23 protein-coding genes are annotated in these 25,637 nt (G+C 74.2%); 10 read left to right on the plus strand and 13 right to left on the minus strand.

Annotated elements, in window-relative coordinates; genetic code table 11:
- Positions 1-10 precede the first annotated feature (10 nt).
- Genes RMN56_RS05460 through hutH form a run of 4 tightly spaced genes read left to right on the plus strand, consistent with a single transcriptional unit; the run spans position 11 to position 5,347 of the window.
- A complete protein-coding gene (locus RMN56_RS05460; protein ID WP_313722737.1) occupies positions 11-1,231 on the plus strand; it encodes an allantoate amidohydrolase in 1,221 nt (406 codons plus the stop codon).
- Entirely contained in the window at positions 1,228-2,580 is a 1,353-nt protein-coding gene (locus RMN56_RS05465) for a formimidoylglutamate deiminase (protein ID WP_313724655.1), read from the plus strand. The genes RMN56_RS05460 and RMN56_RS05465 overlap by 4 nt, the downstream gene beginning before the upstream one ends.
- Positions 2,577-3,821 carry an imidazolonepropionase gene (hutI, locus tag RMN56_RS05470; RefSeq protein WP_313722738.1) on the plus strand — a complete coding sequence of 415 codons (1,245 nt, stop codon included), beginning with the start codon at positions 2,577-2,579 and terminating at the stop codon, positions 3,819-3,821. Before RMN56_RS05465 ends, hutI begins: the two co-directional genes overlap by 4 nt.
- The gene (gene hutH / locus RMN56_RS05475; protein WP_313722739.1) at positions 3,809-5,347 is read left to right on the plus strand and encodes a histidine ammonia-lyase; all 1,539 of its coding nucleotides are present in this window, start codon (positions 3,809-3,811) and stop codon (positions 5,345-5,347) included. Before hutI ends, hutH begins: the two co-directional genes overlap by 13 nt.
- A gap of 40 nt (positions 5,348-5,387) precedes the next feature.
- On the opposite strand, the gene RMN56_RS05480 is transcribed toward hutH, so the two are convergent.
- The gene (locus RMN56_RS05480; RefSeq protein WP_313722740.1) at positions 5,388-6,224 is read right to left on the minus strand and encodes a helix-turn-helix domain-containing protein; all 837 of its coding nucleotides are present in this window, start codon (positions 6,222-6,224) and stop codon (positions 5,388-5,390) included.
- 102 nt (positions 6,225-6,326) lie between these two features.
- Here RMN56_RS05480 and RMN56_RS05485 point away from each other — a divergent pair, with 102 nt between their 5' ends.
- Positions 6,327-7,043: an SDR family oxidoreductase gene (locus tag RMN56_RS05485; protein WP_313722741.1), complete on the plus strand. Its 717-nt coding sequence runs from the start codon at positions 6,327-6,329 to the stop codon at positions 7,041-7,043.
- Between the two features lie 61 nt (positions 7,044-7,104).
- On the opposite strand, the gene rdgB is transcribed toward RMN56_RS05485, so the two are convergent.
- The 10 genes from rdgB to RMN56_RS05535 all read right to left on the minus strand — a co-directional run bounded on the left by rdgB (position 7,105) and on the right by RMN56_RS05535 (position 14,734).
- Positions 7,105-7,722: an RdgB/HAM1 family non-canonical purine NTP pyrophosphatase gene (gene rdgB, locus RMN56_RS05490; RefSeq protein WP_313722742.1), complete on the minus strand. Its 618-nt coding sequence runs from the start codon at positions 7,720-7,722 to the stop codon at positions 7,105-7,107.
- Positions 7,723-7,756: 34 nt separating this feature from the next.
- A complete protein-coding gene (rph, locus tag RMN56_RS05495) occupies positions 7,757-8,482 on the minus strand; it encodes a ribonuclease PH (RefSeq protein WP_262281593.1) in 726 nt (241 codons plus the stop codon).
- 51 nt (positions 8,483-8,533) lie between these two features.
- Positions 8,534-9,223, minus strand: coding sequence for a hypothetical protein (locus RMN56_RS05500; protein WP_313722743.1), 690 nt, complete (start codon positions 9,221-9,223; stop codon positions 8,534-8,536).
- A gap of 74 nt (positions 9,224-9,297) precedes the next feature.
- A complete protein-coding gene (locus RMN56_RS05505) occupies positions 9,298-10,044 on the minus strand; it encodes an MBL fold metallo-hydrolase (RefSeq protein WP_313722744.1) in 747 nt (248 codons plus the stop codon).
- Between the two features lie 225 nt (positions 10,045-10,269).
- Positions 10,270-11,235 carry a PLP-dependent cysteine synthase family protein gene (locus RMN56_RS05510; protein ID WP_262281595.1) on the minus strand — a complete coding sequence of 322 codons (966 nt, stop codon included), beginning with the start codon at positions 11,233-11,235 and terminating at the stop codon, positions 10,270-10,272.
- 11 nt (positions 11,236-11,246) lie between these two features.
- Positions 11,247-11,651 carry a MoaD/ThiS family protein gene (locus RMN56_RS05515; protein WP_313722745.1) on the minus strand — a complete coding sequence of 135 codons (405 nt, stop codon included), beginning with the start codon at positions 11,649-11,651 and terminating at the stop codon, positions 11,247-11,249.
- A 70-nt stretch (positions 11,652-11,721) separates the two neighbouring features.
- Positions 11,722-12,207 carry a M67 family metallopeptidase gene (locus RMN56_RS05520; RefSeq protein ID WP_151463080.1) on the minus strand — a complete coding sequence of 162 codons (486 nt, stop codon included), beginning with the start codon at positions 12,205-12,207 and terminating at the stop codon, positions 11,722-11,724.
- A gap of 55 nt (positions 12,208-12,262) precedes the next feature.
- Complete coding sequence (locus RMN56_RS05525) at positions 12,263-12,766, minus strand: DUF2017 domain-containing protein (RefSeq protein ID WP_313722746.1); 504 nt, start codon at positions 12,764-12,766, stop codon at positions 12,263-12,265.
- The gene (clpS, locus tag RMN56_RS05530) at positions 12,763-13,053 is read right to left on the minus strand and encodes an ATP-dependent Clp protease adapter ClpS (protein ID WP_091201734.1); all 291 of its coding nucleotides are present in this window, start codon (positions 13,051-13,053) and stop codon (positions 12,763-12,765) included. Before clpS ends, RMN56_RS05525 begins: the two co-directional genes overlap by 4 nt.
- Before the next feature lie 115 nt (positions 13,054-13,168).
- Positions 13,169-14,734, minus strand: coding sequence for a hypothetical protein (locus RMN56_RS05535; RefSeq protein WP_313722747.1), 1,566 nt, complete (start codon positions 14,732-14,734; stop codon positions 13,169-13,171).
- A gap of 198 nt (positions 14,735-14,932) precedes the next feature.
- Between RMN56_RS05535 and RMN56_RS05540 the strand changes: the two genes are divergently transcribed.
- The 4 genes from RMN56_RS05540 to RMN56_RS05555 all read left to right on the plus strand — a co-directional run bounded on the left by RMN56_RS05540 (position 14,933) and on the right by RMN56_RS05555 (position 20,777).
- Entirely contained in the window at positions 14,933-17,611 is a 2,679-nt protein-coding gene (locus RMN56_RS05540) for a LuxR C-terminal-related transcriptional regulator (protein WP_313722748.1), read from the plus strand.
- A 16-nt stretch (positions 17,612-17,627) separates the two neighbouring features.
- Positions 17,628-18,914 carry a nicotinate phosphoribosyltransferase gene (locus tag RMN56_RS05545; RefSeq protein WP_313722749.1) on the plus strand — a complete coding sequence of 429 codons (1,287 nt, stop codon included), beginning with the start codon at positions 17,628-17,630 and terminating at the stop codon, positions 18,912-18,914.
- 10 nt (positions 18,915-18,924) lie between these two features.
- A complete protein-coding gene (locus RMN56_RS05550) occupies positions 18,925-19,506 on the plus strand; it encodes an isochorismatase family protein (RefSeq protein ID WP_313722750.1) in 582 nt (193 codons plus the stop codon).
- A gap of 65 nt (positions 19,507-19,571) precedes the next feature.
- On the plus strand, positions 19,572-20,777 hold the full coding sequence (locus RMN56_RS05555) for an MFS transporter (protein WP_313722751.1): 1,206 nt from the start codon (positions 19,572-19,574) through the stop codon (positions 20,775-20,777).
- Between the two features lie 371 nt (positions 20,778-21,148).
- On the opposite strand, the gene ctaD is transcribed toward RMN56_RS05555, so the two are convergent.
- Positions 21,149-22,906 (minus strand): aa3-type cytochrome oxidase subunit I, encoded by a 1,758-nt coding sequence (gene ctaD, locus RMN56_RS05560; protein WP_313722752.1) that lies wholly within the window; start codon positions 22,904-22,906, stop codon positions 21,149-21,151.
- A 127-nt stretch (positions 22,907-23,033) separates the two neighbouring features.
- Positions 23,034-24,140: an FAD-dependent monooxygenase gene (locus RMN56_RS05565; RefSeq protein ID WP_313722753.1), complete on the minus strand. Its 1,107-nt coding sequence runs from the start codon at positions 24,138-24,140 to the stop codon at positions 23,034-23,036.
- A 320-nt stretch (positions 24,141-24,460) separates the two neighbouring features.
- Between RMN56_RS05565 and RMN56_RS05570 the strand changes: the two genes are divergently transcribed.
- Positions 24,461-25,609, plus strand: coding sequence for a glycoside hydrolase family 12 protein (locus RMN56_RS05570; protein WP_313722754.1), 1,149 nt, complete (start codon positions 24,461-24,463; stop codon positions 25,607-25,609).
- Positions 25,610-25,637 lie beyond the last annotated feature (28 nt).

Below are 25,637 nucleotides of genomic sequence, written 5' to 3' on the forward strand. Positions count from 1 at the left end.
GGAAGGGCCCTTGTTAACGCATTCGGTAGAGGAAGGGACCCTTCCTAACAGGTTTCGCGCGCTGTGGGACGAGATCGCGCCGGTCGGGCGGGACTCGAGCAGCGGCGGCTACCTGCGCTACGCGCTCACCGAGCCGGAGCGCACCCTGCGCGGCTGGTTCCGGGAGCAGGCCGGGCAGCGGGGCATGCCGGTCACCGAGGACGGCAACGGCAACCTGTTCGCCTGGTGGGGCGACCCGGCCGCCGGGGACGCGGTGCTCACCGGCAGCCACTTCGACTCGGTGCCGCACGGCGGGGCGTACGACGGACCGCTGGGCATCGTGAGCGCGTTCCTGGCCGTGGACGAGCTGCGGGCCCTCGGGGTCGCCCCGGTCCGGCCGGTCGCGGTGGCCGCGTTCGTGGAGGAGGAGGGCGGCCGGTTCGGCGTACCCTGCCTGGGGTCGCGGCTGCTCACCGGGGAGATCCCGGTGGAGCGCGCGGCCGGGCTGCGCGACGCGGCGGGGGTGAGCTTCGCCGAGGCGCTGGGTGACCGGCCGGCGGGCGCCGATCCGGGCCTGCTCGGCCGCTTCGCGTCCTTCGTGGAGCTGCACGTCGAGCAGGGCCGCGCGCTTGTCGACCTGGGCGCGCCGGTCGCGGTGGCCAGCGCCATCTGGCCGCACGGCCGCTGGCGCTTCGACTTCGCCGGTGAGGGCAACCACGCGGGTACGACCCGGATGGCCGACCGCCGCGACCCGATGCTCACCTACGCGTTCACCGTGCTGGCGGCGAACAAGGAGGCCCGGCTGCGCGACGCGCACGCCACCGTGGGCCGGGTGGCCGTCGAGCCGAACGCCACCAACGCCATCCCGTCGAGGGTGACCGGCTGGCTGGACGCCCGGGCGGCCGAGCCGGAGACGCTGCACGGCCTGGTTGAGGCGGTCCGGGCCAAGGCCGCGGAGCGGGCGAAGCGGGACGGCACCGAGCTGACCTGCACCCAGGAGTCGGCCACCCCGCTGGTGGCCTTCGACGGCGGGCTGGCCGGCCGGCTGGCCGCGCTGCTCGACGCGCCGGTGCTGCCCACCGGGGCCGGGCACGACGCCGGGGTGCTGGCCGCGCACCTGCCGACCGCGATGCTCTTCGTGCGCAACCCGACCGGGGTGTCGCACTCCCCCGCCGAGGCCGCCACCGACGCCGACTGCGCGGCCGGGGTGAGCGCCCTGGCCCGGGTGCTGGAGGAGCTGGCATGCCGCTGACCCGCTGGCTGGCCGAGTACGCCTGGCTGCCCGACCACGCCGAGCCCACCCCCGACGTGCTGATCGAGGCCGAGGCCGGGCGGGTCACCGCGGTCACCCCGCTGGTCGGCGGTGGCGCGGCCCCCGCCGGGGTCGAGGTGCTCGGCGACGCGGTACGGCTGCCCGGGCTGACCCTGCCCGGCCTGGCCAACGCCCACTCGCACGCCTTCCACCGGGCGCTGCGCGGGCGCACCCACGGCGGGCGGGGCGACTTCTGGAGCTGGCGGGACGTCATGTACGACGTGGCGGCCCGGCTCGACCCCGACTCGTACCTGGCCCTGGCCCGGGCCGCGTACGCGGAGATGGCCCTCGCGGGGATCACCTGCGTGGGCGAGTTCCACTACCTGCACCACGGCCCGGAGGGCCGGCCGTACGCCGACCCGAACGCCATGTCGGCCGCGCTGGTCGAGGCCGCCGCGCACGCCGGGATCCGGCTCACCCTGCTGGACACCGCGTACCTGACCGCGAGCGTGGACGGCGCGGAGCTGGTCGGGACGCAGCGCCGGTTCGGTGACGGCGACGCGCTGCGCTGGGTCGAGCGCGTCGACGCGTTCCGCCCCGAGAACGACCACGCCCGGCTGGGCGCGGCCATCCACTCGGTCCGCGCGGTGCCCGCCGAGCAGCTCGCCACCGTGGCCGGCTGGGCCGACCGCAACGGCGTGCCGCTGCACGTGCACCTCTCCGAGCAGCCGGCCGAGAACGACGCCTGCCGGGCCGTGCACGGCTGCACACCGACCCGGCTGCTGGCCGACCACGGGGTGCTCGGCCCGCACACCACGGCGGTGCACGCCACCCACCCGACCAGCGCCGACGTCGCGCTGCTCGGGGACAGCCGGACCGGGGTGTGCCTCTGCCCCACCACCGAGCGGGACCTGGCCGACGGGATCGGGCCGGCCCGGCGGATGGCCGAGGCGGGCAGCCCGCTCAGCCTGGGCAGCGACAGCCACGCCGTGGTGGACCTCTTCGAGGAGGCCCGCGCCGTGGAGCTGGACGAGCGCCTGCGCACGCGCCGGCGGGGGCACTTCAGCCCGGCCGAGCTGTTCACCGCGGCCACCGTCGCCGGGCACGCCGCGCTCGGCTGGGGCGACGCGGGCCGGCTGTCGGTCGGCGACCGGGCCGACCTCGTGACGGTACGGCTGGACAGCGCCCGCACCGCAGGGGTGCCGCCGGTCGGCGCGTTCTTCGCGGCCACCGCCGCCGACGTGACCCACGTGGTGGTCGACGGGCGGACGGTCGTGGCCGACGGCCGGCACCGGACCGTGGACGTCCCCACCGAGCTGCGGCACGCCATCCAGGACGTGACGGCATGAGCCCGGGCGACCGGCGGCACCGACCGGTGCGACCGGGCGACCCGGTGCGGCCGGCACCGCGGAACAGCGGCAGCCTGCTGGTCGACAACATCGGGGAACTGGTCACCAACGACACCGGCGGCGAGGGCGGGCCGCTCGGCATCCGCCGGGACGCCGCCGTACTGGTCGAGGACGGGCAGGTGGCCTGGATCGGCCCGGCCCGGTACGCCCCGGCCGCCGACCGGCGGATCGACGCCGAGGGCGCCGCCGTGCTGCCCGGCTTCGTGGACAGCCACGCCCACCTGGTCTTCGCGGGCGACCGGGCCGCCGAGTTCGCCGCCCGGATGGCCGGCGAGCCCTACACCGGGGGCGGCATCCGGACCACCGTCGGCGCCACCCGGGCCGCCTCCGACGATCAGCTGCGGGACACCGTCCGGCGGCTGCGCGGCGAGGCGATGCGGCAGGGCACCACCACAGTCGAGATCAAGAGCGGGTACGGGCTGACCGTCGCCGATGAGGCCCGCTCGCTGCGGGTCGCCGCCGAGTTCACCGAGGACACCACGTTCCTCGGCGCGCACGTGGTCCCCGCCGAGTACGCCGACCGCCCCGACGACTACGTGGGCCTGGTGTGCGGGCCGATGCTGGCCGCCGCCGCGCCCCACGCGCGCTGGATCGACGTGTTCTGCGAGCGGGGCGCCTTCGACGTGGACCACGCCCGGGCGATCCTCGCCTGCGGGCAGGCCGTCGGGCTGGGGGTGCGGGTGCACGCCAACCAGCTCGGCCCCGGCCCGGGCGTGCGGCTCGGGGTGGAGCTGGGCGCGGCCAGCGTGGACCACTGCACGCACCTGACCGACGCCGACGTCGGCGCGCTCGCCGCCTCGGAGACGGTCGCCACGCTGCTGCCCGGGGCGGAGTTCTCCACCCGGTCCCCGTATCCGGACGCGCGTCGGCTGCTCGACGCGGGCGTCACCGTGGCGCTCGCCACCGACTGCAACCCCGGGTCGTCGTACACGTCGTCCATGCCGTTCTGCATCGCCCTCGCCGTACGCGAGATGCGGATGACCCCGGCGGAGGCGGTGTGGGCCGCGACGGCCGGCGGGGCGGCGGCGCTGCGCCGCGACGACGTGGGGCGGCTCGCGCGGGGCGCGCGGGCCGACCTGATGATCCTCGACGCCCCGTCCCACCTGCACCTGGCCTACCGGCCGGGTGTCCCGCTGATCCGCCAGGTTCTGCACAACGGAGTACCGCAATGTCGACCGTAGTCATCCAGCCCACCGGGATCTCCCCCGCCGACGTGCTCGCCGTGGCCCGCGGCACCGCCAAGGTCGTCCTCGACCCCGCCACGGTGGAGGCGATGGCCACCAGCCGGTCCATCGTGGACGGCATCGAGGCCGCCGGCCGGCCCGTGTACGGCGTCTCCACCGGGTTCGGGGCGCTCGCCAACACCTTCGTCGCACCCGAGCGGCGGGCCGAGCTCCAGCACGCGCTGATCCGCTCGCACGCCGCCGGGGTGGGCGCGCCGATGCCCCGCGAGGTGGTGCGCGCCATGATGCTGCTGCGGGTGCGCTCGCTCGCCCTCGGCCGCTCGGGGGTCCGCCCGCGGGTCGCCGAGGCCCTGGTGGACCTGCTCAACCACGAGGTGACCCCGTGGGTGCCCGAGCACGGCTCGCTCGGCGCCTCCGGCGACCTGGCGCCGCTGGCGCACTGCGCGCTGGCGCTGCTCGGTGAGGGCTGGGTGCTCGGCCCGGCGGGCGACCGGCTGCCGGCCGGCGAGGCGCTGCGCCGGGTCGGGCTGGAGCCGGTGGAGCTGGCCGCCAAGGAAGGGCTGGCGCTGATCAACGGCACCGACGGCATGCTCGGCATGCTGCTGCTGGCCATCCACGACGCACGGCACCTGTTCGCCATGGCGGACGTGACCGCCGCGCTGGCCATCGAGGCGATGCTCGGCTCGGAGCGGCCGTTCCTGCCCGAGCTGCACGCCATCCGGCCGCACCCCGGCCAGGCCGCCTCGGCCGCGAACATCCACAAGCTGCTGCAGAACTCGGCGGTCATGGACTCGCACCGCGACGACCTGGCGCACGCCGTGCAGGACGCCTACTCGATGCGCTGCGCGCCGCAGGTGGCCGGAGCGGCCCGGGACACCCTCGACTTCGTCGAGGTGGTGGCCGGGCGGGAACTGCTGTCGGTGGTGGACAACCCGGTGGTGCTGCCGGACGGGCGGGTCGAGTCGACCGGCAACTTCCACGGCGCGCCGCTCGGCTTCGCCGCCGACTACCTGGCCATCGCCGCGTCCGAGGTGGGCGCGATCGCCGAGCGCCGGGTGGACCGGCTGCTCGACGTCACCCGCTCCCGGGAGCTGCCGGCGTTCCTCTCCCCCGACGCCGGGGTCAACTCCGGCCTGATGATCGCCCAGTACACGGCCGCCGGGATCGTCGCCGAGAACCGCCGGCTGGCCGCACCCGCCTCGGTCGACTCGCTGCCCACCAGCGGCATGCAGGAGGACCACGTCTCGATGGGCTGGGCGGCGACCAAGAAGCTGCGCACCGTGCTGGACAACCTGACCAGCGTGCTCGCGGTGGAACTGCTGGCCGCCGTACGCGGGCTCCAGCTCCGCGCCCCGCTGACCCCGTCCCCGGCCGGCCGGGCCGCGCTGGCCGCGCTCGGCGAGGCGATCGGCGAGCCGGGGCCGGACGTGTTCCTCGCCCCGCTCATGGAGGCGGCGCGGGACGTGGTGGGCGGCCCCGCGCTGCGCGCCGCCATCGAACGCGAGGTCGGCCCGCTGGGCTGAGCCCCGGACACGGTCGGGCCGTCCACGTCCCGGCAGCCGGTCAGCGGTATGCCGGGGCGTGGGCGAGCAGGGCGACCGCGTCCCGGTCCGGGGTGCCCGGGTCGGGCTGGAAGGCGACGAACCGCTGCCCGTCCGGGGCGGTCAGGATCTCGGACGTCAGCTCCAGCCGGCCCACCCCCGGGTGCTGGAAGCTGCGCCGCGCGCCGCTCTTGACCCGTACGTCGTAGTGCCGCCAGAGCGCCGCGAACTCCTCGGCGACCCTGGACAGCTCGGCCACCAGCCGGGCCAGCTCCGGCGATTCCGGGTCGGCGGCGGCGACCGTCCGCAGGTGCGCCACGCAGTCCTCGGCCATCCGCCGCCACGGCACGAAGAGCGTGCGGGCGGCCGGGTGCACGAAGACGTACCGGATCAGGTTCCGTCGTTCCCCGGGCCACTGCTCGATCCCGGCCAGCAACCGGAGCCCCTCGGGATTGGCGCCGAGGACGTCGCTGGTCTGGCTCAGCACGTACGCCGGGGTGGGCCGGACGCTCTCCAGCAGCAGCCGGAGCCCGGGCCGGACCCCGGTGGCCGGGCGCGGGCGGCGGGCGGGCCGGCCGGCCGCGTGGTGGGCCAACGCGTGCAGGTGCGCCCGCTCGTCGTCGTCGAGACGCAACGCCGTGGCCAGCGCGTCGAGGACGGCCGGGCCGGGGTTGGTGTCCCGGCCGCGCTCCAGCCGGATGTAGTAGTCGACGCTCACGCCGGCCAGTGCGGCCAGCTCCTCCCGGCGCAGCCCCGGGGTCTGCCGGCGGCCGGCGCCGGGCGGCAGACCGACCTCGGCCGGCCCGATCCGGCCCCGCCGGTTGCGCAGGAACTCCCCGAGTGCGCCGTGCTCCACCACCCGCAGAGTCTGACATCCCCGACCGGCACGCGGGGTAGCCCCGTCAGGGCCGGTCCCGCCACGGTCTTCCGGGCTCACGGGCGGACCGGGAACCTGGGCGGCATGGAACGATCTCGAATCCTGATCGTCGGCGGCAGCTCGGGCATGGGGCTGGCGCTGGCGGAACTGTTGTTGCACGGCGGCGCGGAGGTGACCATCGCCGGCCGTTCCGCCGACCGACTCGCCGAGGCGGCCCGCCGGCTGGGCGCACCCGAGCGGCTGAGCACCCATCCCGTCGACATCACCGACGAGGAGCAGGTACGGCGCCTGGCCGGCGAGTGCGGGCAGCTGGACCACGTCGTGGTCACCGCCGCCGACATGACCGGCGCGTACGGTCCGCTGGCCGACTTCGACCTCGACGCGGCGCGTGCGGTCCTCGGCACCAAGGTGCTCGGGCCGTGGCTGGTCGCCAAGCACGTCGCGGTGGCCCCGACCGGTTCGCTGACCGTCACGTCGGGCATCGCCGCCTACCGGCCCGCACCGGGCGGGTCGATGGTCGCGACCGCGAACGGGGCGCTGGAGTCCCTCGTGCGGGCGTTGGCGCTGGAACTCGCCCCGGTCCGGGTCAACGCGGTCTCGCCGGGCTGGGTGGACACCCCGATCTGGGACACCTTCGCCGGCGACGCGAAGCACGACAGGCTGGCGGCCATGGCCGAGCGGCTGCCGGGTGGCCGGGTGGGCGACCCGGCCGACATCGCCCGGGCCTTCGTGGCGGTCCTGGAGAACAGCTTCATCACCGGGACCGTGCTGCACGTCGACGGCGGACACCGGCTGGTCTGACCGGTGCGCCTCTCCTCGCCGTCCGCCTCGGCGGACGGCGAGGTCGGCCGGCCCGTCGCGGTCAGGCGGCCGGCGGGAGCACCTTGGCGACCAGCTTGGCCAGCTCGCGGAGCGCCTTGCCGCGGTGGCTGACCGCGTCCTTCTCCTCCGGGGTCAGCTCCGCGTTGGTCCGCTCCTGCCCGTCGCCCAGGAAGATCGGGTCGTAGCCGAAGCCGCCGTCGCCGCGCGGGGCGCGCAGCAGGCGGCCCGGCTGCCGGCCGTCGACCAGGTGCTCCTTCCCGCTGGGCAGCACCAGCGCCACCGTGCAGACGAAGGCGGCGCCCCGGTGCTCGTCCGGCAGGTCGGCGATCTGGTCCAGCACGAGCTGCAGGTTGGCGTGGTCGTCGCCGTGCCGGCCGGCCCAGCGGGCGCTGAACACGCCCGGCATGCCGTTCAGCGCGTCCACCGCCAGACCGGAGTCGTCGGCGATGGTCGGCAGGCCGGTCCGCCGGCAGCCCTCCCGGGCCTTGATGAGCGCGTTCTCGCCGAAGGTCAGGCCCGACTCGGGCAGCTCCGGGTATTCCTCGACGTCGTCCAAGCCGAGCAGGGCGATCCGGTGGGCGCCGAGCGCGCCGTCGAGGATCCGCTGCAGCTCGACGAGCTTCTTCCGGTTGCGGGTGGCCAGGAGCACCGTGTTCATGTTCAACGCCCTCCGCTGCGCGTCAGCCGGTTCATCAGTTCAACGCCTTCCGCTGGGCGTCGGCCAGGTCCAGGCAGCCCGCCACACCCAGGTCGAGCAGGGCGTCCAACTGCTCCCGGGCGAAGACGCCGGCCTCGCCCGTCCCCTGCACCTCGACGAAGTCACCCGTCCCGGTGCAGACCACGTTCATGTCGACCTCGGCCGCCACGTCCTCCTCGTAGCAGAGGTCCAGTCGCGGCTCGCCGGCGATGATGCCGACGCTGACCGCCGCCACCGACCGGTGCATGACCTTGTCCACCTTGCCGGCCAGGGCCTTGCGCTCGGCGAGCCAGGTCACCGCGTCGTGCAGCGCCACGTACGCGCCCGTGATGGCCGCCGTCCGGGTGCCGCCGTCGGCTTGGAGCACGTCGCAGTCGAGCACCACCGAGTTCTCGCCGAGCGCCTTGAGGTCGACGCAGGCCCGCAGGCTACGGCCGATGAGCCGGGAGATCTCGTGGGTCCGGCCGCCGACGCGCCCCTTGACGCTCTCCCGGTCCGAGCGGGTGTTCGTGGCCCGGGGCAGCATCGCGTACTCGGCGGTCACCCAGCCGAGCCCCGAGCCCTTGCGCCAGCGGGGCACGCCCTCCGTCACGCTGGCCGTGCAGAGCACCCGGGTCGCGCCGAACTCGACGAGCACCGAGCCCTCCGGGTGGGTGCTCCAGCCGCGGGTCAGGGTCACCGGTCGGAGTTGGTCGGGCCGCCGCCCGTCAGGTCGCGCCATGCCTGCACCCTATGCGGTGCCGTGATCGAACCGCCCCCGGGTGCCCACCGTTCAGTCGTGCCAGCCGACGCTCAGCGTCACGGTGACCGAACCGTCGACGCTGCTCCGCCCGCCGCGGGGCAGGACGCTGACCACGGTGGCGGTCACCGAGAAGCCGTCGCGCTTCCAGGTGAAGACGCCGCAGGACGGAGTGCCGGGATCGGCCAGGCAGGTCCGCATCCGCTCCACGGTGATGGGCAGACCGGCGTTGGCCAGCCACGCCTGGAGGCTCTGTGCCACGTCGACGGGGCAGGTGCCCCGCTGGCAGACGAGCTTGTAGGTGGCGCCGGCCGTGTTCTCGTCCGCCCCGACGCCGGCGCTCGTGAAGCCGGCGGGCACGCCCGCGTCGGCGACCATCTCCTTGCGCTGTTCCTGTAGCTGGCGGGGCTGGTACCAACCGTTGTAGGTGAACGCGCCGCAGCAGCAGAGCCCGAGCAGCAGCGCGCCGACGGCCAGCAGGACCACCACCACCCGGCCGGCGCCGGACCGCTTGCCCGGCGCCGGGTGCGGCGCGGCCGGAAAGGGCGCGGGGTACGCCGGGTGCGGCGGACCGCCGAAGTGCCCCGGGTACGGGGCACCGGGCGGCGGCGGTCCGGCCGGCGGCGAACCCGGCGGCGGCCAGCCCGGCGCGGGCGGCTGCTGGGCGGGCGGCCAGCCGGACGGCTGGTGCGGGCCGGGTGCGCCGGAGGAGGGGTCGGTCACCCGCGTGATCCTAAAGCGCGCTCACCGCCCGCGGCTGCCCCGTGGACCGTCGCGCACCCGGGGGCACGCGGCGGTCAGACCTCGTAGGACGCGCCGGCGCGGACCACCTCGAGCGGCCCGCTGTACGCCCCGGCCGCCGACTCCACCGTGTGCGACTCACTGCCCCAGGCGGGGACCAGGTGGGTGAGCAGCAGCCGGCCCACCCCCGCCTTGGTGGCCGCCTCGCCGGCTTCCCGGCCGGTCAGGTGCAGGTCCGGTGGGTTGTCCACCCCGTCCATGTAGCTGGCCTCGCAGAGGAACACGTCGGCGCCCTGGGCCAGGCGCAGCAGCGCGTCGCACGGCGCGGTGTCCGCCGAGTAGCAGAACACCCGGCCGTCGTGCTCCAGCCGCACCCCGTACGTCTCGACCGGGTGGTTCATCCGGTCGACGGTGACGGTGAACGGGCCGATCGGGAAGGTGCCCGGCTGCAGGCCGTAGAACTGGTAGACGTCCTCCACCGAGCCCTCCTCCTGCCCGTACGCGCTGGCCAGCCGGTCGGGCGCGCCGGAGGGGGCGTACATGGGCAGGGGCGCGTACGGGCCGTCCGGCGCGTACCGGCGTACCACCACGTAGGACACGGCGTCGAACATGTGGTCGCAGTGCAGGTGGGTGAGGAGGATGGCGTCGGGGGCGTGCAGCCCGACGTAGCGCTGGAGCGTGGAGAGCGAACCCACCCCGAAGTCGATCAGGAGCCGGAACCCGTCGGCCTCCAGGAGGTAGGCGGAGCAGGGAGACTCGGGCCCGGGGAAACTGCCCGCGCACCCCAGGACGGTCAGTCGCATCCGGTCGCCTCGATCTCACGCTCGGTAGTCGACACACCGGCGGTCGCTCCGCCGATGATCTCTACCGACGCGTTCGCCACGCTGCGCAGCCTACGCGTCGGCCCGGTCGGGCAAGAATCATCTGCCGGAAGTTGTCATCAACGTGACACCCGCACACGTACGGTCCCCGGAGGTAACGGTCGGTTCGGTCAACGGCGTGCGCGGACCGAACCGACCGTCCGGCCGTCAGGCCCAGAGCTGCCCCTCCAGGGCGTCCTCGGCGTCCGCCAGGGTGCCGCCGTACGCCCCGGTCGACAGGTACTTCCAGCCGCCGTCGCAGACCACGAAGGCCACGTCGGCGCGGCGACCCTCACGGACCGCCTCGTGCGCCACCGCGAGGGCGGCGTGCAGGATCGCCCCGGTGGAGAAGCCCGCGAAGATCCCCTCCACCTCGACGAGCTGCCGGGTCCGCAGCACCGCGTCCCGGGTGCCCACCGAGAAGCGCCGGGACAGCACCGTGGCGTCGTACAGCTCGGGCACATAGCCCTCGTCGATGTTGCGCAGCCCGTAGACCAGCTCGCCGTAGCGGGGCTCGGCCGCGACGACCTGGATGCCGTCGACCTTCTCCCGCAGGTAACGCCCCGTGCCCATCAGCGTGCCGGTGGTGCCCAGGCCGGCCACGAAGTGCGTGATGGTCGGCAGGTCGTGCAGCAGCTCCGGCCCGGTCGTCTCGTAGTGAGCCCGCGCGTTCGCCTCGTTGCCGTACTGGTAGAGCATCACCCAGTCCGGGTGCTCGGCGGCGATCTGCTTGGCGGTGGCCACGGCCTGGTTCGAGCCGCCCGCCGCCGGCGAAAAGATGATCTCCGCGCCGTACATCCGGAGCAGCTGGACCCGCTCGGTGGAGACGTTCTCCGGCATCACGCAGACCAGCCGGTAGCCACGCAGCTTGGCCACCATGGCCAGCGAGATGCCGGTGTTGCCGCTGGTCGGCTCCAGGATCGTGTCACCGGGGCGGAGCCGGCCGGCCTCCTCGGCCGCGCGGACCATGAACAGGGCCGCCCGGTCCTTGATGCTGCCCGTCGGGTTCCGGTCCTCCAGCTTCGCCCACAGCCGCACCGGCGGCGCGCCGTCGGGGACCGTCGGCGAGAGCCGTGGCAGCCCGACCAGGGGCGTGCCGCCGCTGGCGTCGAGCAGGCTGTCGTACCGTGCCATGCCGCCCGCCCTCAGCGACGCGCTGCGCGTGCCGCGGCGGCACCGTGCTGCGCGGTCACCGCCGCCGCGGCACTGTGCTGTGCGATCGCCGCCGCCGCGGCACTGTGCTGCGCGATCGCCGCCGCCGCGGCGAAGCCGAACGCGCCACCGGCCACGGCCGGCAGGATGGTCACGCTGTCGCCGTCGTTGAGCTTGGCGTCGAGCGCGCCGAGGAAGCGGACGTCCTCGTCGTTGACGTAGACGTTGACGAACCGGTGCAGCGCGCCGGCGTCGGTGACCAGCCGGGCCCGCAGGCCGGCGTGCCGGGAGTCCAGGTCGGCGAGCAGGTCGCCCAGGGTGTCGCCGCTGCCCTCGACGACCTTCGCGCCGCCGGTGTAGCTGCGCAGGATGGTGGGGATGCGAACCTCGATGGCCATAATGTCTCGTGCTCCTTGTTCGGGTCGTGCCAGGTGACGGGAAGAAGAAAGGTGTGCCGGCGCTGGAAGGTCAGCGGTCGGAACACTCGTAGTCGACCGTCGCCGGGCTCTGCCCGAACATGTAGGACTGGACGGCGTGCGGGTCCACGGCAGCCACGATCTCGACCGGCTCCTCGGTGACCACGCCGTCGACGATCCGGAAGGAGCGGATCTCCTCGGTGTCGGGCTCGCGGGTCGAGACGAGCAGGTAGTGCGCCCCCGGCTCCCCGGCGAAGGACACGTCCGTGCGGGACGGGTAGGCCTCCGTCGCGGTGTGCGAGTGGTAGATGACGACCGGCTCCTCGTCGCGGTCGTCCATCTCCCGCCACACCCGCAACTGCTCCATCGAGTCGAACTCGTAGAAGGTCATGGAGCGGGCGGCGTTGTCCATCGGGATGTGCCGGGTCGGGGTGTCGCTGCCGGCGGGACCGGCGACCACGCCGCACGCCTCGTCCGGGTGGTCCCGACGCGCGTGGGCCACGATCGCGTCGATGATCGACCGGTCGATGCTCAGCACGCCGCCAAGCCTAGCCGCTGGCCGTCCCGGGCCGCGAGGTGGCGACCGTCACCACTCAGTCGATCAGGGCGTTGAGCAGGGATTCCTGGAGATAACCGAGGTACGCGTAGACCGATAGTTGGAACACCCGCGACGAGGTGGGGTCCTCCGCGACCGCGTCGTCCAGCTCCTCGCCCAGGTCGGTGCCGTCCTTGATCTCCAGCCGGACGCCCATGGCCAGCCGGGCGTCGTTGAGCGCGCGCAGCCACGCCTCGGCCGCCTCGGCGTCGAGCCGCACCTCGCCGCCGGCCTCGCCGTCGGGCAGCGCCGCCAGGATCGCGCCGGCCTGGTCGATCTTGGCGGTCTTGAGATCGCCCTCGGTGTAGCGGCGGAACTCGGCGCTGCCCGCCGCGTCGTCCGGGTAGACCTCGGGGAAGAGCCGGCCGACCACCGGGTCGCCGTGGTCGAAGCCGTCGGTGAGCAGGCCGACCACCTCGGAGGCGACCTTGCGCAGCACCCGGACCTCGTCGACCGCGAAGATGGCCGCGTAGCGGTCGCCCTGCCGGCGGAACATGCTCATGACCGGTCCACCGTCGCCCAGAGGCCGTACGCGTGCAGTTGCGACGCGTCGTGCTCCATCCGCTCCCGGGCGCCGCTCGAGACGACCGCCTTGCCCTTGTGGTGCACGTCCAGCATGAGCTGCTCGGCCTTCTCCCGGCTGTATCCGAAAAGCTTCTGGAACACCCAGGTCACGTACGTCATGAGGTTGACCGGATCGTCCCAGACGATGGTCACCCATGGCCGGTCGGAGACCGGCACCTCGTCAGTGTCCGGCGTCTCGACCGGCGCAACCTGTGGAGCCGCCATGCCCCCCATCGTGCCACCGGATCCGGGGAACCGATGAACCGGAACGGCGCGGCGGTCGGGATCACCCGCCCGGGCCGCGTACGCCGACCGCGACGGCGGCGCGGCGGCCCCGACCTCAGGCGAGGAGGATGCCGTGGTCGACAGCATCGGCGAGGACCGCGGCGAGCGAGAGGCGGATCACCTCGAAGCGACGGGACACCTGGCGGGAGAGCTCCAGCTCGACCTCGCGCAGCGCCCGCTGGGCCCAGGAGCGGGCCACGTTGGGGTCGGCGTTGCCGGGCGCCCTCCAGTGCTGCCAGCACCCGCCGTTGAGGGCCACCCCGACGGGCGGGAGCGCCTCGTCGCGCTCGGCGCCCGGATAGCCGGCCAGCGCGTCGAGGGCGCCGGCGCCGGCCAGCCCGGCCACCCCGGCGGTGCTCGTGACGAGGAGCACGCGGTCCAGCTCGCGGCCGTCCGGGTGGTCGGCCAGGCCCCAGCGGACGGCGTGCACGATCCGCCGGCGCACGCCCTCGGCGAGCGGTGCGCCGAAGACCAGGGCGGCCGCGTCGTCGACGATGCCGCGGACCGCCTCGTCGCACTGCGCGGTGGCGAGCAGCGACAGCGCCTCCATCTCGCGGTCGAGCAGCTGCGGCAGGCCGGCGCAGCCGACCCCGAAGACGATCTCCTGCACCACGCGGAGGTGGATGTTGGCCAGCTCCAGGGCGAGGTGCTGGCGGATCCGCTGGGCGCAGGAGCGGGCCTGGCGGTCGATGCGCTCGGTGAGGTCGGCCGGCTCGGCGCCGGCCACCACGGGGACCCGGCCGTGGGCGCCGGGCGGCTCCGGCGGGCGGGAGCTGGCCCGGCGCAGTCCCTCGTCGGCGGCCCAGCCGACCAGCGCGCGGCGCAGCACCGAGTGCTCGCCCTGGCGGGCCGGGAACCAGCGGGCCTGGGCGAGCGCGGGCACCGCGGCCAGCAGCGCGGCCCGGTGTGCCGCGACGGAGACCTCCACGGCGTCGTACCGGCGGGCGGCGGGGCCGGGCGGGCCGGACCGGCCGACCGACGACCCGGACGCCCCCGTGTCCTCCGTCGTCGTGCCGTCCGCCGGCGCCGCCCAGCCGGCCACGCCGGGGGTGACGGCGAAGAACACCTCGACCCGGGTGCGCGCCACCTCGGCCAGCAGGTGCAGCTCGGCCGCGCTGAACGCCTGGTCGGCGGAGATCACGAAGAGCAGCGCCCCGGCCCGGCCCGCCGCGTCGAGCAGCACCCGGCCGCCGGCCACCCCGAGGGCGCCGGTGTCCGGCGTGTCGAGCACGGTGAAGTGGCGCAGCAGCGGGTCCGGCAGGCTCAGCTCCACCCGGCGCGGCGGGCGCGCGAGGGCCGGGCCGGCGGCGAGCGGGTCGGCCCCGTAGGAGTGCGGCTGGCGGTAGCCCGGCACGTACGCGGCGCGGGTGGGCACCTTCGCGTGGTGGACGAGGAGGTGACTGCCGGCGGGCACGGCGAGCATGCCGGGATCCAGGTCGAGCAGGCCGGCGAGCAGCTCGCGGCGGCCGGCGCCGGCCGGCCCGGTGACCACGACGCCCAGCGGCTCGTCCGGCCCCGGCTCGGTCACCCCGAGCCGGGTCGGCAGCGGGGCGCAGCGGGACGGCTCGGAATGGCCGCCAGGTTCGGGCACGTCGATCGAGGGGAGTGGACCTGGTTTCATCAGGTGGCCTCCGGTCAGGCGACCGGGTTGCGGTCCGGTCGCATGGATTCTCCCTGGCCACAGGGCGCTATCGGAAGCCTACGGCTGTCGCCGATCCGACACCGAACACATTCGATACTCACGAGTAATCGACAGATTACTCAACTTCGCTGCGTGACGGTGTACGTGCGGACGGAACACCATCGATATGCTGCACCGATGAGTCGCTGGGACTTCGTCGGCCGAACGGATGAGCTCAACCGTCTGTTGTCGGCGGTCGGCGGTCCGGAAGGCCGCGGGCTGCTCTTCAGCGGCACCGCCGGGGTGGGCAAGAGCCGGCTGCTGCGCGAGGGGGTGGCCGCGCTCTCACCCGACCGTTACGCGATCTGGTCCGTCGCGGCCAGCGCCACGACCGCCGCGCTGCCGTTCGGCGGGCTGGTCCAGGTGCTGCCGGCCGCGCAGCCGCAGGGCCTCTCCCCCGCCGGCATCCTGCGCTGGGCGGTCGACATCCTCCAGGAGCAGGCCGCCGGCCGGCCGATCGTGCTGGCGATCGACGACGCGCACCTGCTCGACCCGCCGTCGGCGGCGCTGGTCCACCTCATCGCCCGCTCCGAGAACGCCACGGTGCTCGGCACGCTGCGCAACGGCGAGCAGATCCCGCTGCCGATCCGCGCCCTGTGGACCGACGACCTGGTCGACCTGGTCGAGCTGGGGCCGCTCGGCCCGACCGAGACCACCGGGCTGCTCGCCGCGATCCTCGGCGGGCCGGTCGACGCCGGCTCCTCGGAGCGGCTGCACCGGCTCTCCGCCGGCAACCCGCTGCTGCTGCGCGAGCTGGTGCTGGCCGCCTCCGGCGGCGACGAGCTGAACAAGACGTACGGGATCTGGAAGTGGACCGGCCGGCTGGAGCTGGCGCCCAGTCTCACCGACCTGATCGGCACCCGGATCGGCCAGCTCACGCCCGGCGTGCGCGCGGTGGTCGAGCTGGTCGCGTTCGGCGAGCCGCTCGGCCTGCACCTGCTGGAGCAGGCGGTCGACCCGGCCGACGTGGAGGTCGCCGAGGAGCGCGGCCTGATCTCCATGGTGCGCGACGACCGGCGGCTCAACGTGCGCCTCGCCCACCCGCTCTACGGCGAGGTGATGCGCCGGCAGTGCCCGGTCAGCCGCACCCGGCGGCTGCAGGCCACCCTGGCCGGGCTGCTCGAACGGGTCGGCAAGCGCCGCCGCGACGACCTACTGCGGGTCGCCGTGTGGCGGCTCGACTCGGGCACGGCGCAGGACCCGGCCCTGCTGCTCGACGCGGCCGCCCAGGCCTTCGGCCGGTACGACGTGCCGCTGGCCACCCGGCTGGCCCGGGCGGCGCTGGACGCCGAGGGCGGCTCGGACGCGGCGGAGCTGCTCGCCACGATCCTCATGTTCGCCGACCGGCCGGACGAGGCGATCGCGGTGCTCGACCAGGTGGCCGAGGCGATCCAGGACGACCGGCGGCGCGGCCGGTGGCTGACCGCCCGGGGCATGGTGAGCTACTGGGGGCTGAGCCGGGAATCCACGGTGGAGGAGATCGCCGCGCGCGGCGCCGAGCTGACCGACGCCGCCGACCAGGCCCGGGTCCGCGCCTTCGAGGCGATCATGCGGCTGCACCGGCTGGACACCGACACCGCGGTCCGGCTGGCCCAGACCGTGCTGGACCGGCCGGCGGCCCCCATGGCCGCGCGCGAGCTGGCCCGGTGCACCCTCGCGCACCTTCAAGCCGCGCAGGGGCAGTACCGGCGCAGCGCCACCGCGATCGCCCGGGTGCAGGCCGAGGCGGCGTGCTGGCGGGGCGACATGCCCTACCTCCAGCTCGCCATGGAGCTGGCCCGGGGCACCCGGCTCGCGCTCTCCGGCGACCTGGCCGGCATCGACGCGATCGTCGCCGACGAGTTCGCCGACCTGGCCGGCGCCGGGGACTTCCGGCTCGGCACCGGCTACCTGGCCATCCTCCAGGCGTACGCGGCGCGGCTGCGCGGGCGCGGCGACGAGGCGCTGAAGACCAGCCTCGGCGCCTGCGCCGTGCTCGCCACGAGCCGGGTCTACGCCGGCCTGGCGCACGCCGAGCGCGCCCAGGCGGCGGCGCTGCGCGGCGACGCCACGCACGCGGCGGAGGCGATGGCCGAGGCGGACCGCACCCACGCGCCCGGGATGGCGGTCCTCTATCCCTGGCTGGAGCAGGCCCGGGGTGCGGTGCACGCGGCGGTCGGCGACCTGCCGGCGGCCACCAAGCACCTCACCGCGCTCGCCGACCGGCTGCGGGAGGACGGCCTGGCCGGGCACGAGCTGCTGGTCCTGCTCGACCTGGTCCGGTTCGACCAGGCCACCGCGTCGATCGGGCCGACCTGCACCGACGGCGACCGGCGGACCGTGGCGCAGCGCCTGACGGAGCTCTCCGAGCAGGTCGACGGGGTGCTGCCGCCGCTGGTCGCCCGGTACGCGCGCGCCGCCGTCGACGGCTGCCCCGACGACCTGCTCGCCGTGGCCGAGGGCTTCGCCGCCCGGGAGCTGACCGTCTACGCCGCGGAGGCGACCGCCATGGCGCTGCACCGGATGCGCGGCGGCCGGCCCGGGGCGACCGGTCCGGCCCGGGAGCGCCTCGCCGACCTGCTCCGCCGCTGCGACGAGGTGTCCACCCCGGCGCTGCGGCTGCTCCGCCCGACGCTGAGCGACCGGGAGCGGGAGATCGCGCGGCTCGCCGCCGACGGCGTCACGAGCCGCACCATCGCGGAGCGGCTGTTCCTCTCCACCCGCACGGTCGAGAACCACCTCCAGCGGGTCTACAGCAAGCTCGGGGTGGCCGGCCGCGCCGAGCTGCGGGCCGCGCTGCGGTCGATGCCGGGCCACGACGGCGCCGATCCGGCCTGAACTCTAGGCTGGAGCGGTGAGCACCCTTCGCCCCGCGCTGCTGACCGACCACTACGAGCTGACCATGGTCAGCGCCGCCCTGCGGGACGGCACGGCCGACCGTCGCTGCGTCTTCGAGGTGTTCAGCCGCCGGCTGCCGGCCGGCCGCCGCTACGGCGTGGTCGCCGGGACGGGCCGGCTGGTCGACCTGATCCGCGACTTCCGGTTCGACCCCGACGAGGTCGACTTCCTGCGCCGCACCGGCGTGGTGGACGACCGGGCCGCCCAGTGGCTGGCCGACTACCGCTTCACCGGCGACGTCGACGGGTACGCCGAGGGCGAGCTGTTCTTCCCGGGCTCCCCGATCCTCACCGTCTCCGGCACCTTCGCCGAGTGCGTGGTGCTGGAGACGCTGGTGCTGTCGGTGCTCAACCACGACTGCGCGGTGGCCGCCGCGGCGGCCCGGATGGTCACGGCCGCCCGGGGCCGGGCGCTGATCGAGATGGGCTCCCGCCGGGCGCACGAGGAGGCCGCGGTGGCCGCCGCCCGGGCCGCGTACCTGGCCGGGTTCCGGTTCACCTCCAACCTGGCCGCCGGCCAGCGTTACGGCATCCCCACCGCCGGCACCGCCGCGCACGCGTTCACCCTGCTGCACGACGACGAGCAGGCGGCGTTCGCCTCGCAGGTGGCGACGCTGGGCAAGGACACCACGCTGCTGGTCGACACCTACGACATCAGCCAGGGCATCCGCAACGCCATCGCGGTGGCCGGCCCGGAGCTGCGCGCGGTCCGGATCGACTCGGGTGACCTGGCGGTCATCGCCCAGCAGTCCCGGGAACTGCTCGACTCGCTCGGCGCCACCGAGACGAAGATCATCGTCTCCGGCGACCTCGACGAGTACGCCATCGCCTCCCTGGCCGCCGAGCCCGTCGACATGTACGGCGCGGGCACCGCCGTGGTGACCGGCTCGGGCGCACCGACCGCCGGCCTGGTCTACAAGCTGGTCGAGGTGGAGGGGCGCCCGGTGGTCAAGCGCTCCGAGCACAAGGCCACCATCGGCGGCCGGAAGGTGGCCGTCCGCCGGCACAAGCCGACCGGCACGGCCACCGAGGAGGTCATCGTGCCGCAGGGCGTGCCGGACCGGCAGCCCAACGACCGGCTGCTCCAGCGCTCGTTCGTCGTCGAGGGCGAGCCGGTGGCGCTGCCCACCCTCGACGAGTCACGGGAGCACCTGCGGGAGTGCCTGATCTCCATCCCGTGGGAGGGGCTCAAGCTCTCCGGCGGCGACCCGGCCGTTCCGGTGACCGTCGTACCCGCGAGTTGAGAGGACCGACATGGCCAACGCCTTGATCATCGTGGACGTGCAGAACGACTTCTGCGAGGGCGGCTCCCTGGCCGTGACCGGCGGGGCGGGGGTCGCCGCCGGCATCACCCGGCTGCTCACCGCCGAGCCCGGGCGCTGGGACCACGTGGTCGCGACCAAGGACTTCCACATCGACCCGGGCGCGCACTTCGGCGACCCGCCGGACTACGTCGACTCCTGGCCCCGGCACTGTGTGGTGGGCACCGCCGGCTCCGAGTTCCACCCGGACCTGGCGACCGACCGGGTGGAGGCGATCTTCCACAAGGGCGAGCACGCGGCCGCGTACTCCGGTTTCGAGGGGCACGCCGACGACGGCGAGTGCCTGGCCGACTGGCTGCGCCGGCACGACGTCGACCGGGTCGACGTGGTCGGCATCGCCACCGACCACTGCGTCCGCGCCACGGCGCTCGACGCGGCCCGGGAGGGCTTCGCGACGACCGTGCTGCTGGACCTGACCGCCGCCGTCGCGCCCGACACGCTGGACGTGGCGCTGCGGGCCCTCGACGGCGCCGGGGTCACCACGGTCGGCGAGCCTGTGATCAGGGCCGCTTGAGCAGGTAATTGGTTGCGGCTGTCGTACCCCCGGTCGAGGATTGGCGGCCGGAGGTACGGACCGTCGTGAACTTGAAGCCTTACCGGGAGGCGCTCGCCCTGCCCGGTCTCCGGTCGTTGCTGCTGATCTCGGTGCTGGCGCGCATTCCGCTCACCGCGACCGGCGTGACGCTCACCTTCCACGTCGTGCTCGACCTCGGTCGCGGCTACGGCGCGGCCGGGCTGGTCGGCGCCGCCTCCACCGTCGGGGCCGCGCTCGGCTCCCCGCTGCTCGGCCGGCTGGTCGACCGGCGCGGCCTGCGCCCGGTGCTGCTGCTCACCACGATCGCCGAGGGCCTCTTCTGGGCCAGCGCGCCGACCCTGTCGTACCCGGTGCTGCTGCCCACCGCGTTCCTGGCCGGGCTGTTCGCGCTGCCGGTGTTCTCGGTGGTCCGCCAGTCGGTCGCCGCGCTGGTGCCCGCCGAGCGGCGCCGCCCCGCGTACGCCCTCGACTCGATGTCGGTGGAGCTCTCGTTCATGGTCGGGCCGGCGCTGGCCGTGGCCATGGCCGCCGCCGTGTCGCCCCGGCTCACCATGTGGGCGGTCGGCGCCGGGATCGTCGCCTCCGGAATCTGCTTCTGGCTGCTCGACCCGCCGACCCGGGCCGCCGACGAGCCGGCCGGCCCGGCCCGCAAGGTGCCCCGCCGGGAATGGGTCACCCCCCGGCTGCTCGCCGTTCTGGCGGTCAGCCTGGCCGCCACGCTGGTGCTCGGTGGCACCGACGTCGCGGTGGTCGCCGTGCTGCGCGAGGGCGGCGAGGTCGGCTGGACGGGCGCCGTCCTGGCCATGTGGGCGGTCGCCTCGCTGGTGGGCGGCTTCGCGTACGGAGCGGTCACCCGCTCGCTCTCCCCGCTGGCCCTGGTGGCGGCGCTGAGCCTGACCACCATCCCGGTCGGGCTGGGCGGGTCGCACTGGTGGCTGCTCTGCCTGGCGCTCGTCCCGGCCGGCGCGCTCTGCGCACCCTCCATCGCCTCGACCTCGGACGCGGTGAGCCGGCTCGCTCCGGCCGGCGTCCGCGGCGAGGCCATGGGCCTGCACGGCTCGGCCGTCACGGTCGGCATCGCGCTCGGCGCGCCGCTGGCCGGCGCGGTGATCGACGCCTCGGCCCCGGCCTGGGGGTTCGCGGTCACCGGGGCGATCGGCGTGCTGGTCGCCCTGGCCGTCCTGCCGATCGAACTCCGCCACCGCCGCGAAACAACCACCACCCCCGAACTGGCCACCGCAACCCCCTGACCCCCGGCCCGGCCCCCGGCCCTCCCGCCCCCCGCCGCGTTGATCAAGAGGTTTGCGTCAGATCCAGGCCGATCCGTGACGCGAACCTCTTGATCAACGCGGCCAGGTTCGAGGGGGCGTGCGCCAGCCCAGCGCGAGGGGTGTCCGGCGAGCGGGTTGGGCCACGCCCTCCCCACCTCCTGTCGCCCGACAGCCCAACGGCGTTGATCAAGAGGTTTGCGTCGGTACCGGGCCGATTCCCGACGCAAACTTCTTGATCAACGCGGCGGGGGGCGGGGAGGGCGTGGGGGGACGCGGGCGGGGGTTCGTGGGGAACGCGGCGGGCGCCGCACCCCGGTGGGGTGCGGCGCCCGTCGTTGGTTCCGGCTGGGTCAGCTCTTGTTGAGCCGGCCCTCGGTGTCCTCCTGGTAGCTGGCGCCACCGTCGGACTCGCTGGTGAGCGGCTTGGCGCCGCCCTCGGGCGGGCCGGCCAGGGAGTGGCCGGCGGCCAGCTCGGGGAACTTGTGGTCGAACGCCGGCCGCTCGGAGCGGATCCGCGGCATCCGGTCGAAGTTCCGCAGCGGCGGCGGGGAGCTGGTGGCCCACTCGAGCGAGTTGCCGTGGCCCCACGGGTCGTCGACCTCGACCACCGGACCGGTCTTGTACGACTTCCAGCAGTTCCAGATGAACGGCAGGGTCGAGATACCGGTGATGAAAGCGCCGATGGTGGACAGCGTGTTCAGGAACGTGAAGCCGTCACCGGGCAGGTAGTCGGCGTAGCGGCGGGGCATGCCCTCGGCGCCGAGCCAGTGCTGCACCAGGAACGTGGTGTGGAAGCCGATCATGGTCAGCCAGAAGTGGATCTTGCCGAGCCGCTCGTCGAGCATCCGGCCGAACATCTTCGGGAACCAGAAGTAGATGCCGCCGAACACGGCGAACACGATGGTGCCGAAGAGCACGTAGTGGAAGTGCGCGACCACGAAGTACGAGTCGTGCAGGTGGAAGTCGAGCGGCGGGCTGGCCAGCAGCACACCGGTGAGGCCACCGAAGAGGAAGGTCACCAGGAAGCCGATGGCGAACAGCATCGGCGTCTCGAAGGTGACCTGGCCCCGCCACATGGTGCCGATCCAGTTGAAGAACTTCATGCCGGTCGGCACGGCGATCAGGTAGCTCAGGAAGCTGAAGAACGGCAGCAGCACCTGGCCGGTGGCGAACATGTGGTGCGCCCACACGCTCATCGACAGGGCGGCGATGGCGATGGTCGCGGCGACCAGGCCCTTGTAACCGAAGATCGGCTTCCGGGAGAAGACCGGGATGATCTCGGTGATGATGCCGAAGAACGGCAGCGCGATGATGTAGACCTCGGGGTGCCCGAAGAACCAGAACAGGTGCTGCCAGAGCATCGGGCCGCCGGTGGCGGGGTCGTACACGTGCGCGCCGATCAGGCGGTCCGCGGCGAGCGCGAAGAGCGCGGCGGCCAGCAGCGGGAAGACGAGGATCGCCAGCAGGCTGGTGACCAGCATGTTCCAGGTGAAGATCGGCATCCGGAACATGGTCATGCCGGGGGCGCGCAGGGTCAGGATCGTGGTGATCAGGTTGACCGCGCCGAGGATGGTGCCCAGACCGGAGATGGCCAGGCCCACCACCCACATGTTCGCGCCGACGCCCGGCGAGTGCTCGGCCGTGCTCAGCGGCGTGTAGGCCGTCCAGCCGAAGTCGGCCGCGCCACCCGGGGCGATGAAACCGGCGGTGGCCATGGTGCCACCGAACAGGTACAGCCAGTAGGCGAAGGCGTTCAGGCGGGGGAACGACACGTCGGGCGCGCCGATCTGCAGCGGCACCACGTAGTTCGCGAAGGCGAACACGATCGGCGTCGCGAAGAACAGCAGCATGATCGTGCCGTGCATGGTGAAGAGCTGGTTGTACTGCTCGGGCGACAGGAACTGCAGGCCCGGCCGCGCCAGCTCGGCGCGCATGATCAGGGCCATCAGGCCACCGATCATGAAGAACGCGAACGCGGTGACCATGTACATGATCCCGATCTGCTTCGCGTCCGTGGTGCGCAGCAGCCGCGCGATTGCCGACCCCTTGACCGGCTCGCGGACCGGCCAGGGCCGGGTCACGACCGGCTTGGGTGCGACGGTGGTCACGAGTGGCCTCCGGTTCTGGGTTGTCCCGCTCGGCGCGCTCTTGATCTGCGCAGCCGTCATCCGCAAGGAGGATAGTCCCCGGTAGGTGGCCCCGCTTCGTGGGGTGGCGGCTACGATCACCGCCGCTCTAGAGCGGGCCGGTCAGCAGCCGGTAGTGCTCCTGGAAGATCCGTCCGCCGCGTCCGCGCAGCAAGGGGTCGCGCAGCGCCGGCGGCACGTCGCGGGTGCGGTTGCGGTCCCGGGTCCGGTCCCGCACCCAGCGGGTACGCGGGCGGCGGCGACTCTCGTACGCGAGCAGGGCGGCGTCGACGCTGCCGGCGGCCCTCAGCGACTCGGCGAGCACCACGGCGTCCTCCAGGGCCATGGCGGCGCCCTGGGAGAGCGTCGGCGCGGTGGCGTGAGCCGCGTCACCGACGAGCAGCACCCGGCCGTGGAACCAGCGCCCCAGCTCGACCTCCTCGGTGAGTTCCACGTCCACGGTCTCCAGGGCCGCGAGCACCTCGGGCACCGGGCCGCCGTAGTCGTCGAACAGCTCGTGCAGCCGGGCGCGCGGGTCGGCCGGCAGGCTGGTGCCGGCCTCGTCGGCGTAGCAGTGCAGCCGGCCGGCGCCGAGCGGCACCACCAGGAAGCCGGCGCGCTGGCCGAGCAGGGCGGTCCAGTCGACGACCCGGGGGCCGCCGCGCACCACGCTGCGGTAGACCACCTGGCCGGCGGGGCGGGGCGGGCCGCCGAGCGCGGCCAGGGTGCGCACCGCCGAGCGGGGCCCGTCGGCGCCGATGACCAGGTCGTACTCGCCGCTGGTGCCGTCGGTGAACCCGACCGCGACGCCGCCGGGCAGCGGGTCGACGGTGCTGACCTCGGCCCCGTGCCGGACGGCGCCGCCGGCGCCGGTGAGCAGCACCCGGTGCAGCTCGGCGCGGGGCAGCGCGCGGCACTCCCCCACGCCGGCCCAGAGCGCGTCGAGGTCGACCTCGCAGAGCGGCGCGCCGGTGGCGTCCAGGAAGCGCTGCCGGTGGATGACCTCGCCGAGGGGGCGTACCGGGCCGTCGAGGTCGAGTCGGCGCAGCGCCCGGGCCGCGTTGCCCGGGAGGTAGAGACCGATGTCGGCGCGCTCGCTCGGCGGGAGCTTCTCGGTCACGTCGGGGCGGAATCCCGCGAGGCGCAGTGCACGGGCCACGGCGAGACCGGCGATGCCCGCGCCGACGACGAGGATGCGCAGGGGGGAACCACCCATCGTGGGGTACGCCTCCGGAGGGGTTCGGAACGCGTTGGAGGCAAGACATTACTCGCCGCAACCAAGCGGCGGAAGTGCCCATCGGCCCTGGCGTGGACGCCCGGTCAGCGGCCGGGAGCCCTCCCACCGGCGGGAATCCCGCCCCGACCGGGGGACCCGACCGCCGGCCCCCACTGCAGGCAGCTACGGCCGGATCACGCACCGTGGTCGGAGGGAGCAACTCGGTCCGAACGGTTGCGCCGGAGTTTCAGACATGTAAATGTGTTGGCGTAAACGTGGGAGCGCTCCCGGCACCGCCCACCGACACGAATCGGAGCATCATGAAGCGTCCACTGAGGGCCCTCGCCGCGGCCGGCCTGCTGGCCGCCGGCTCGATCGTCGCCGTCGCGCTCGGCGGCACCGCCTCCGCCGACACCCAGATCTGCGAGCAGTACGGGTCGACCACCATCGGCGGAAAGTACGTCGTGCAGAACAACCGCTGGGGCACCAGCGCGCAGCAGTGCATCAACGTGACCTCCACCGGCTTCTCCATCACCCGGCAGGACGGGACGGGGAACACCAGCGGCGCTCCGGTGTCGTACCCGTCGATCTTCGTGGGCTGCCACTACACCAACTGCTCGCCCGGCACCAACCTGCCGGTGCAGGTGAAGAACATCAGCAGCGCGCCGAGCAGCATCAGCTACAACTACGTCAGCGGCGCGGTCTACGACGCCGCCTACGACATCTGGCTCGACCCGACGCCGAAGAAGGACGGGGTCAGCCAGATGGAGATCATGGTCTGGTTCAACCGGCAGGGCCCGATCCAGCCGATCGGCTCCGTGGTCGGCACCGCCAGCGTCGCGGGCCGCACCTGGGAGGTCTGGCGGGGCAGCAACGGCTCGAACAACGTCATCTCGTACGTGGCGCCGTCCCCCATCACGAGCCTGAGCTTCGACGCCATGGCGTTCATCAACGACACGAAGAACCGCGGCGCGATCACCAGCGACTGGTACCTGACCAGCATCCAGGCCGGCTTCGAGCCGTGGCAGGGCGGCGTCGGCCTGGCGGTCAACTCCTTCTCGCAGAGCGTCAACACCGGCGGCGGCACGCCGACCACGCCGCCGGCCACCACCCCGCCGCCGCAGACGAGCACCCCGCCGCCGCCCGGCAACGTCGCCTGCTCGGTGCGGTACGCCACCAACGTGTGGAACAACGGCTTCACGGCCGACGTGACGGTCACCAACACCGGCTCGAGCACCGTCAACGGCTGGACGTTGAACTACAACCTGCCCTCGGGGCAGACCATCACCGGCTCGTGGAACGCCACCGTGACGCAGAGCGGGTCCGCGGTGACCGCGCGGAACCTGAGCTACAACGGCACGCTGGCACCCGGAGCCTCGACCAGCTTCGGCTACCAGGCGACGCTGAGCGGCGGGTTCTCCACGCCGAGCAGCTTCACCCTCAACGGCAGCACCTGCACCAGAGCGTGACACCCACCTGATCCCGGGGCGCGGTCCG

Source organism: Micromonospora halotolerans (assembly GCF_032108445.1).
Classification (GTDB): domain Bacteria; phylum Actinomycetota; class Actinomycetes; order Mycobacteriales; family Micromonosporaceae; genus Micromonospora; species Micromonospora halotolerans.

What these genes read in the sequence shown, in the direction of transcription:
- hutI (WP_313722738.1), top strand. Translation starts at nt 2,577, where the DNA reads ATGAGCCCGGGCGACCGGCGGCACCGACCGGTGCGACCGGGCGACCCG.
- hutH (WP_313722739.1), top strand. Translation starts at nt 3,809, where the DNA reads ATGTCGACCGTAGTCATCCAGCCCACCGGGATCTCCCCCGCCGACGTG.
- RMN56_RS05485 (WP_313722741.1), top strand. Translation starts at nt 6,327, where the DNA reads ATGGAACGATCTCGAATCCTGATCGTCGGCGGCAGCTCGGGCATGGGG.
- rdgB (WP_313722742.1), bottom strand. Translation starts at nt 7,722, where the DNA reads ATGAACACGGTGCTCCTGGCCACCCGCAACCGGAAGAAGCTCGTCGAG.
- rph (WP_262281593.1), bottom strand. Translation starts at nt 8,482, where the DNA reads ATGGCGCGACCTGACGGGCGGCGGCCCGACCAACTCCGACCGGTGACC.
- RMN56_RS05505 (WP_313722744.1), bottom strand. Translation starts at nt 10,044, where the DNA reads ATGCGACTGACCGTCCTGGGGTGCGCGGGCAGTTTCCCCGGGCCCGAG.
- RMN56_RS05510 (WP_262281595.1), bottom strand. Translation starts at nt 11,235, where the DNA reads ATGGCACGGTACGACAGCCTGCTCGACGCCAGCGGCGGCACGCCCCTG.
- RMN56_RS05515 (WP_313722745.1), bottom strand. Translation starts at nt 11,651, where the DNA reads ATGGCCATCGAGGTTCGCATCCCCACCATCCTGCGCAGCTACACCGGC.
- RMN56_RS05525 (WP_313722746.1), bottom strand. Translation starts at nt 12,766, where the DNA reads ATGAGCATGTTCCGCCGGCAGGGCGACCGCTACGCGGCCATCTTCGCG.
- clpS (WP_091201734.1), bottom strand. Translation starts at nt 13,053, where the DNA reads ATGGCGGCTCCACAGGTTGCGCCGGTCGAGACGCCGGACACTGACGAG.
- RMN56_RS05535 (WP_313722747.1), bottom strand. Translation starts at nt 14,734, where the DNA reads ATGAAACCAGGTCCACTCCCCTCGATCGACGTGCCCGAACCTGGCGGC.
- RMN56_RS05540 (WP_313722748.1), top strand. Translation starts at nt 14,933, where the DNA reads ATGAGTCGCTGGGACTTCGTCGGCCGAACGGATGAGCTCAACCGTCTG.
- RMN56_RS05550 (WP_313722750.1), top strand. Translation starts at nt 18,925, where the DNA reads ATGGCCAACGCCTTGATCATCGTGGACGTGCAGAACGACTTCTGCGAG.
- RMN56_RS05565 (WP_313722753.1), bottom strand. Translation starts at nt 24,140, where the DNA reads ATGGGTGGTTCCCCCCTGCGCATCCTCGTCGTCGGCGCGGGCATCGCC.
- RMN56_RS05570 (WP_313722754.1), top strand. Translation starts at nt 24,461, where the DNA reads ATGAAGCGTCCACTGAGGGCCCTCGCCGCGGCCGGCCTGCTGGCCGCC.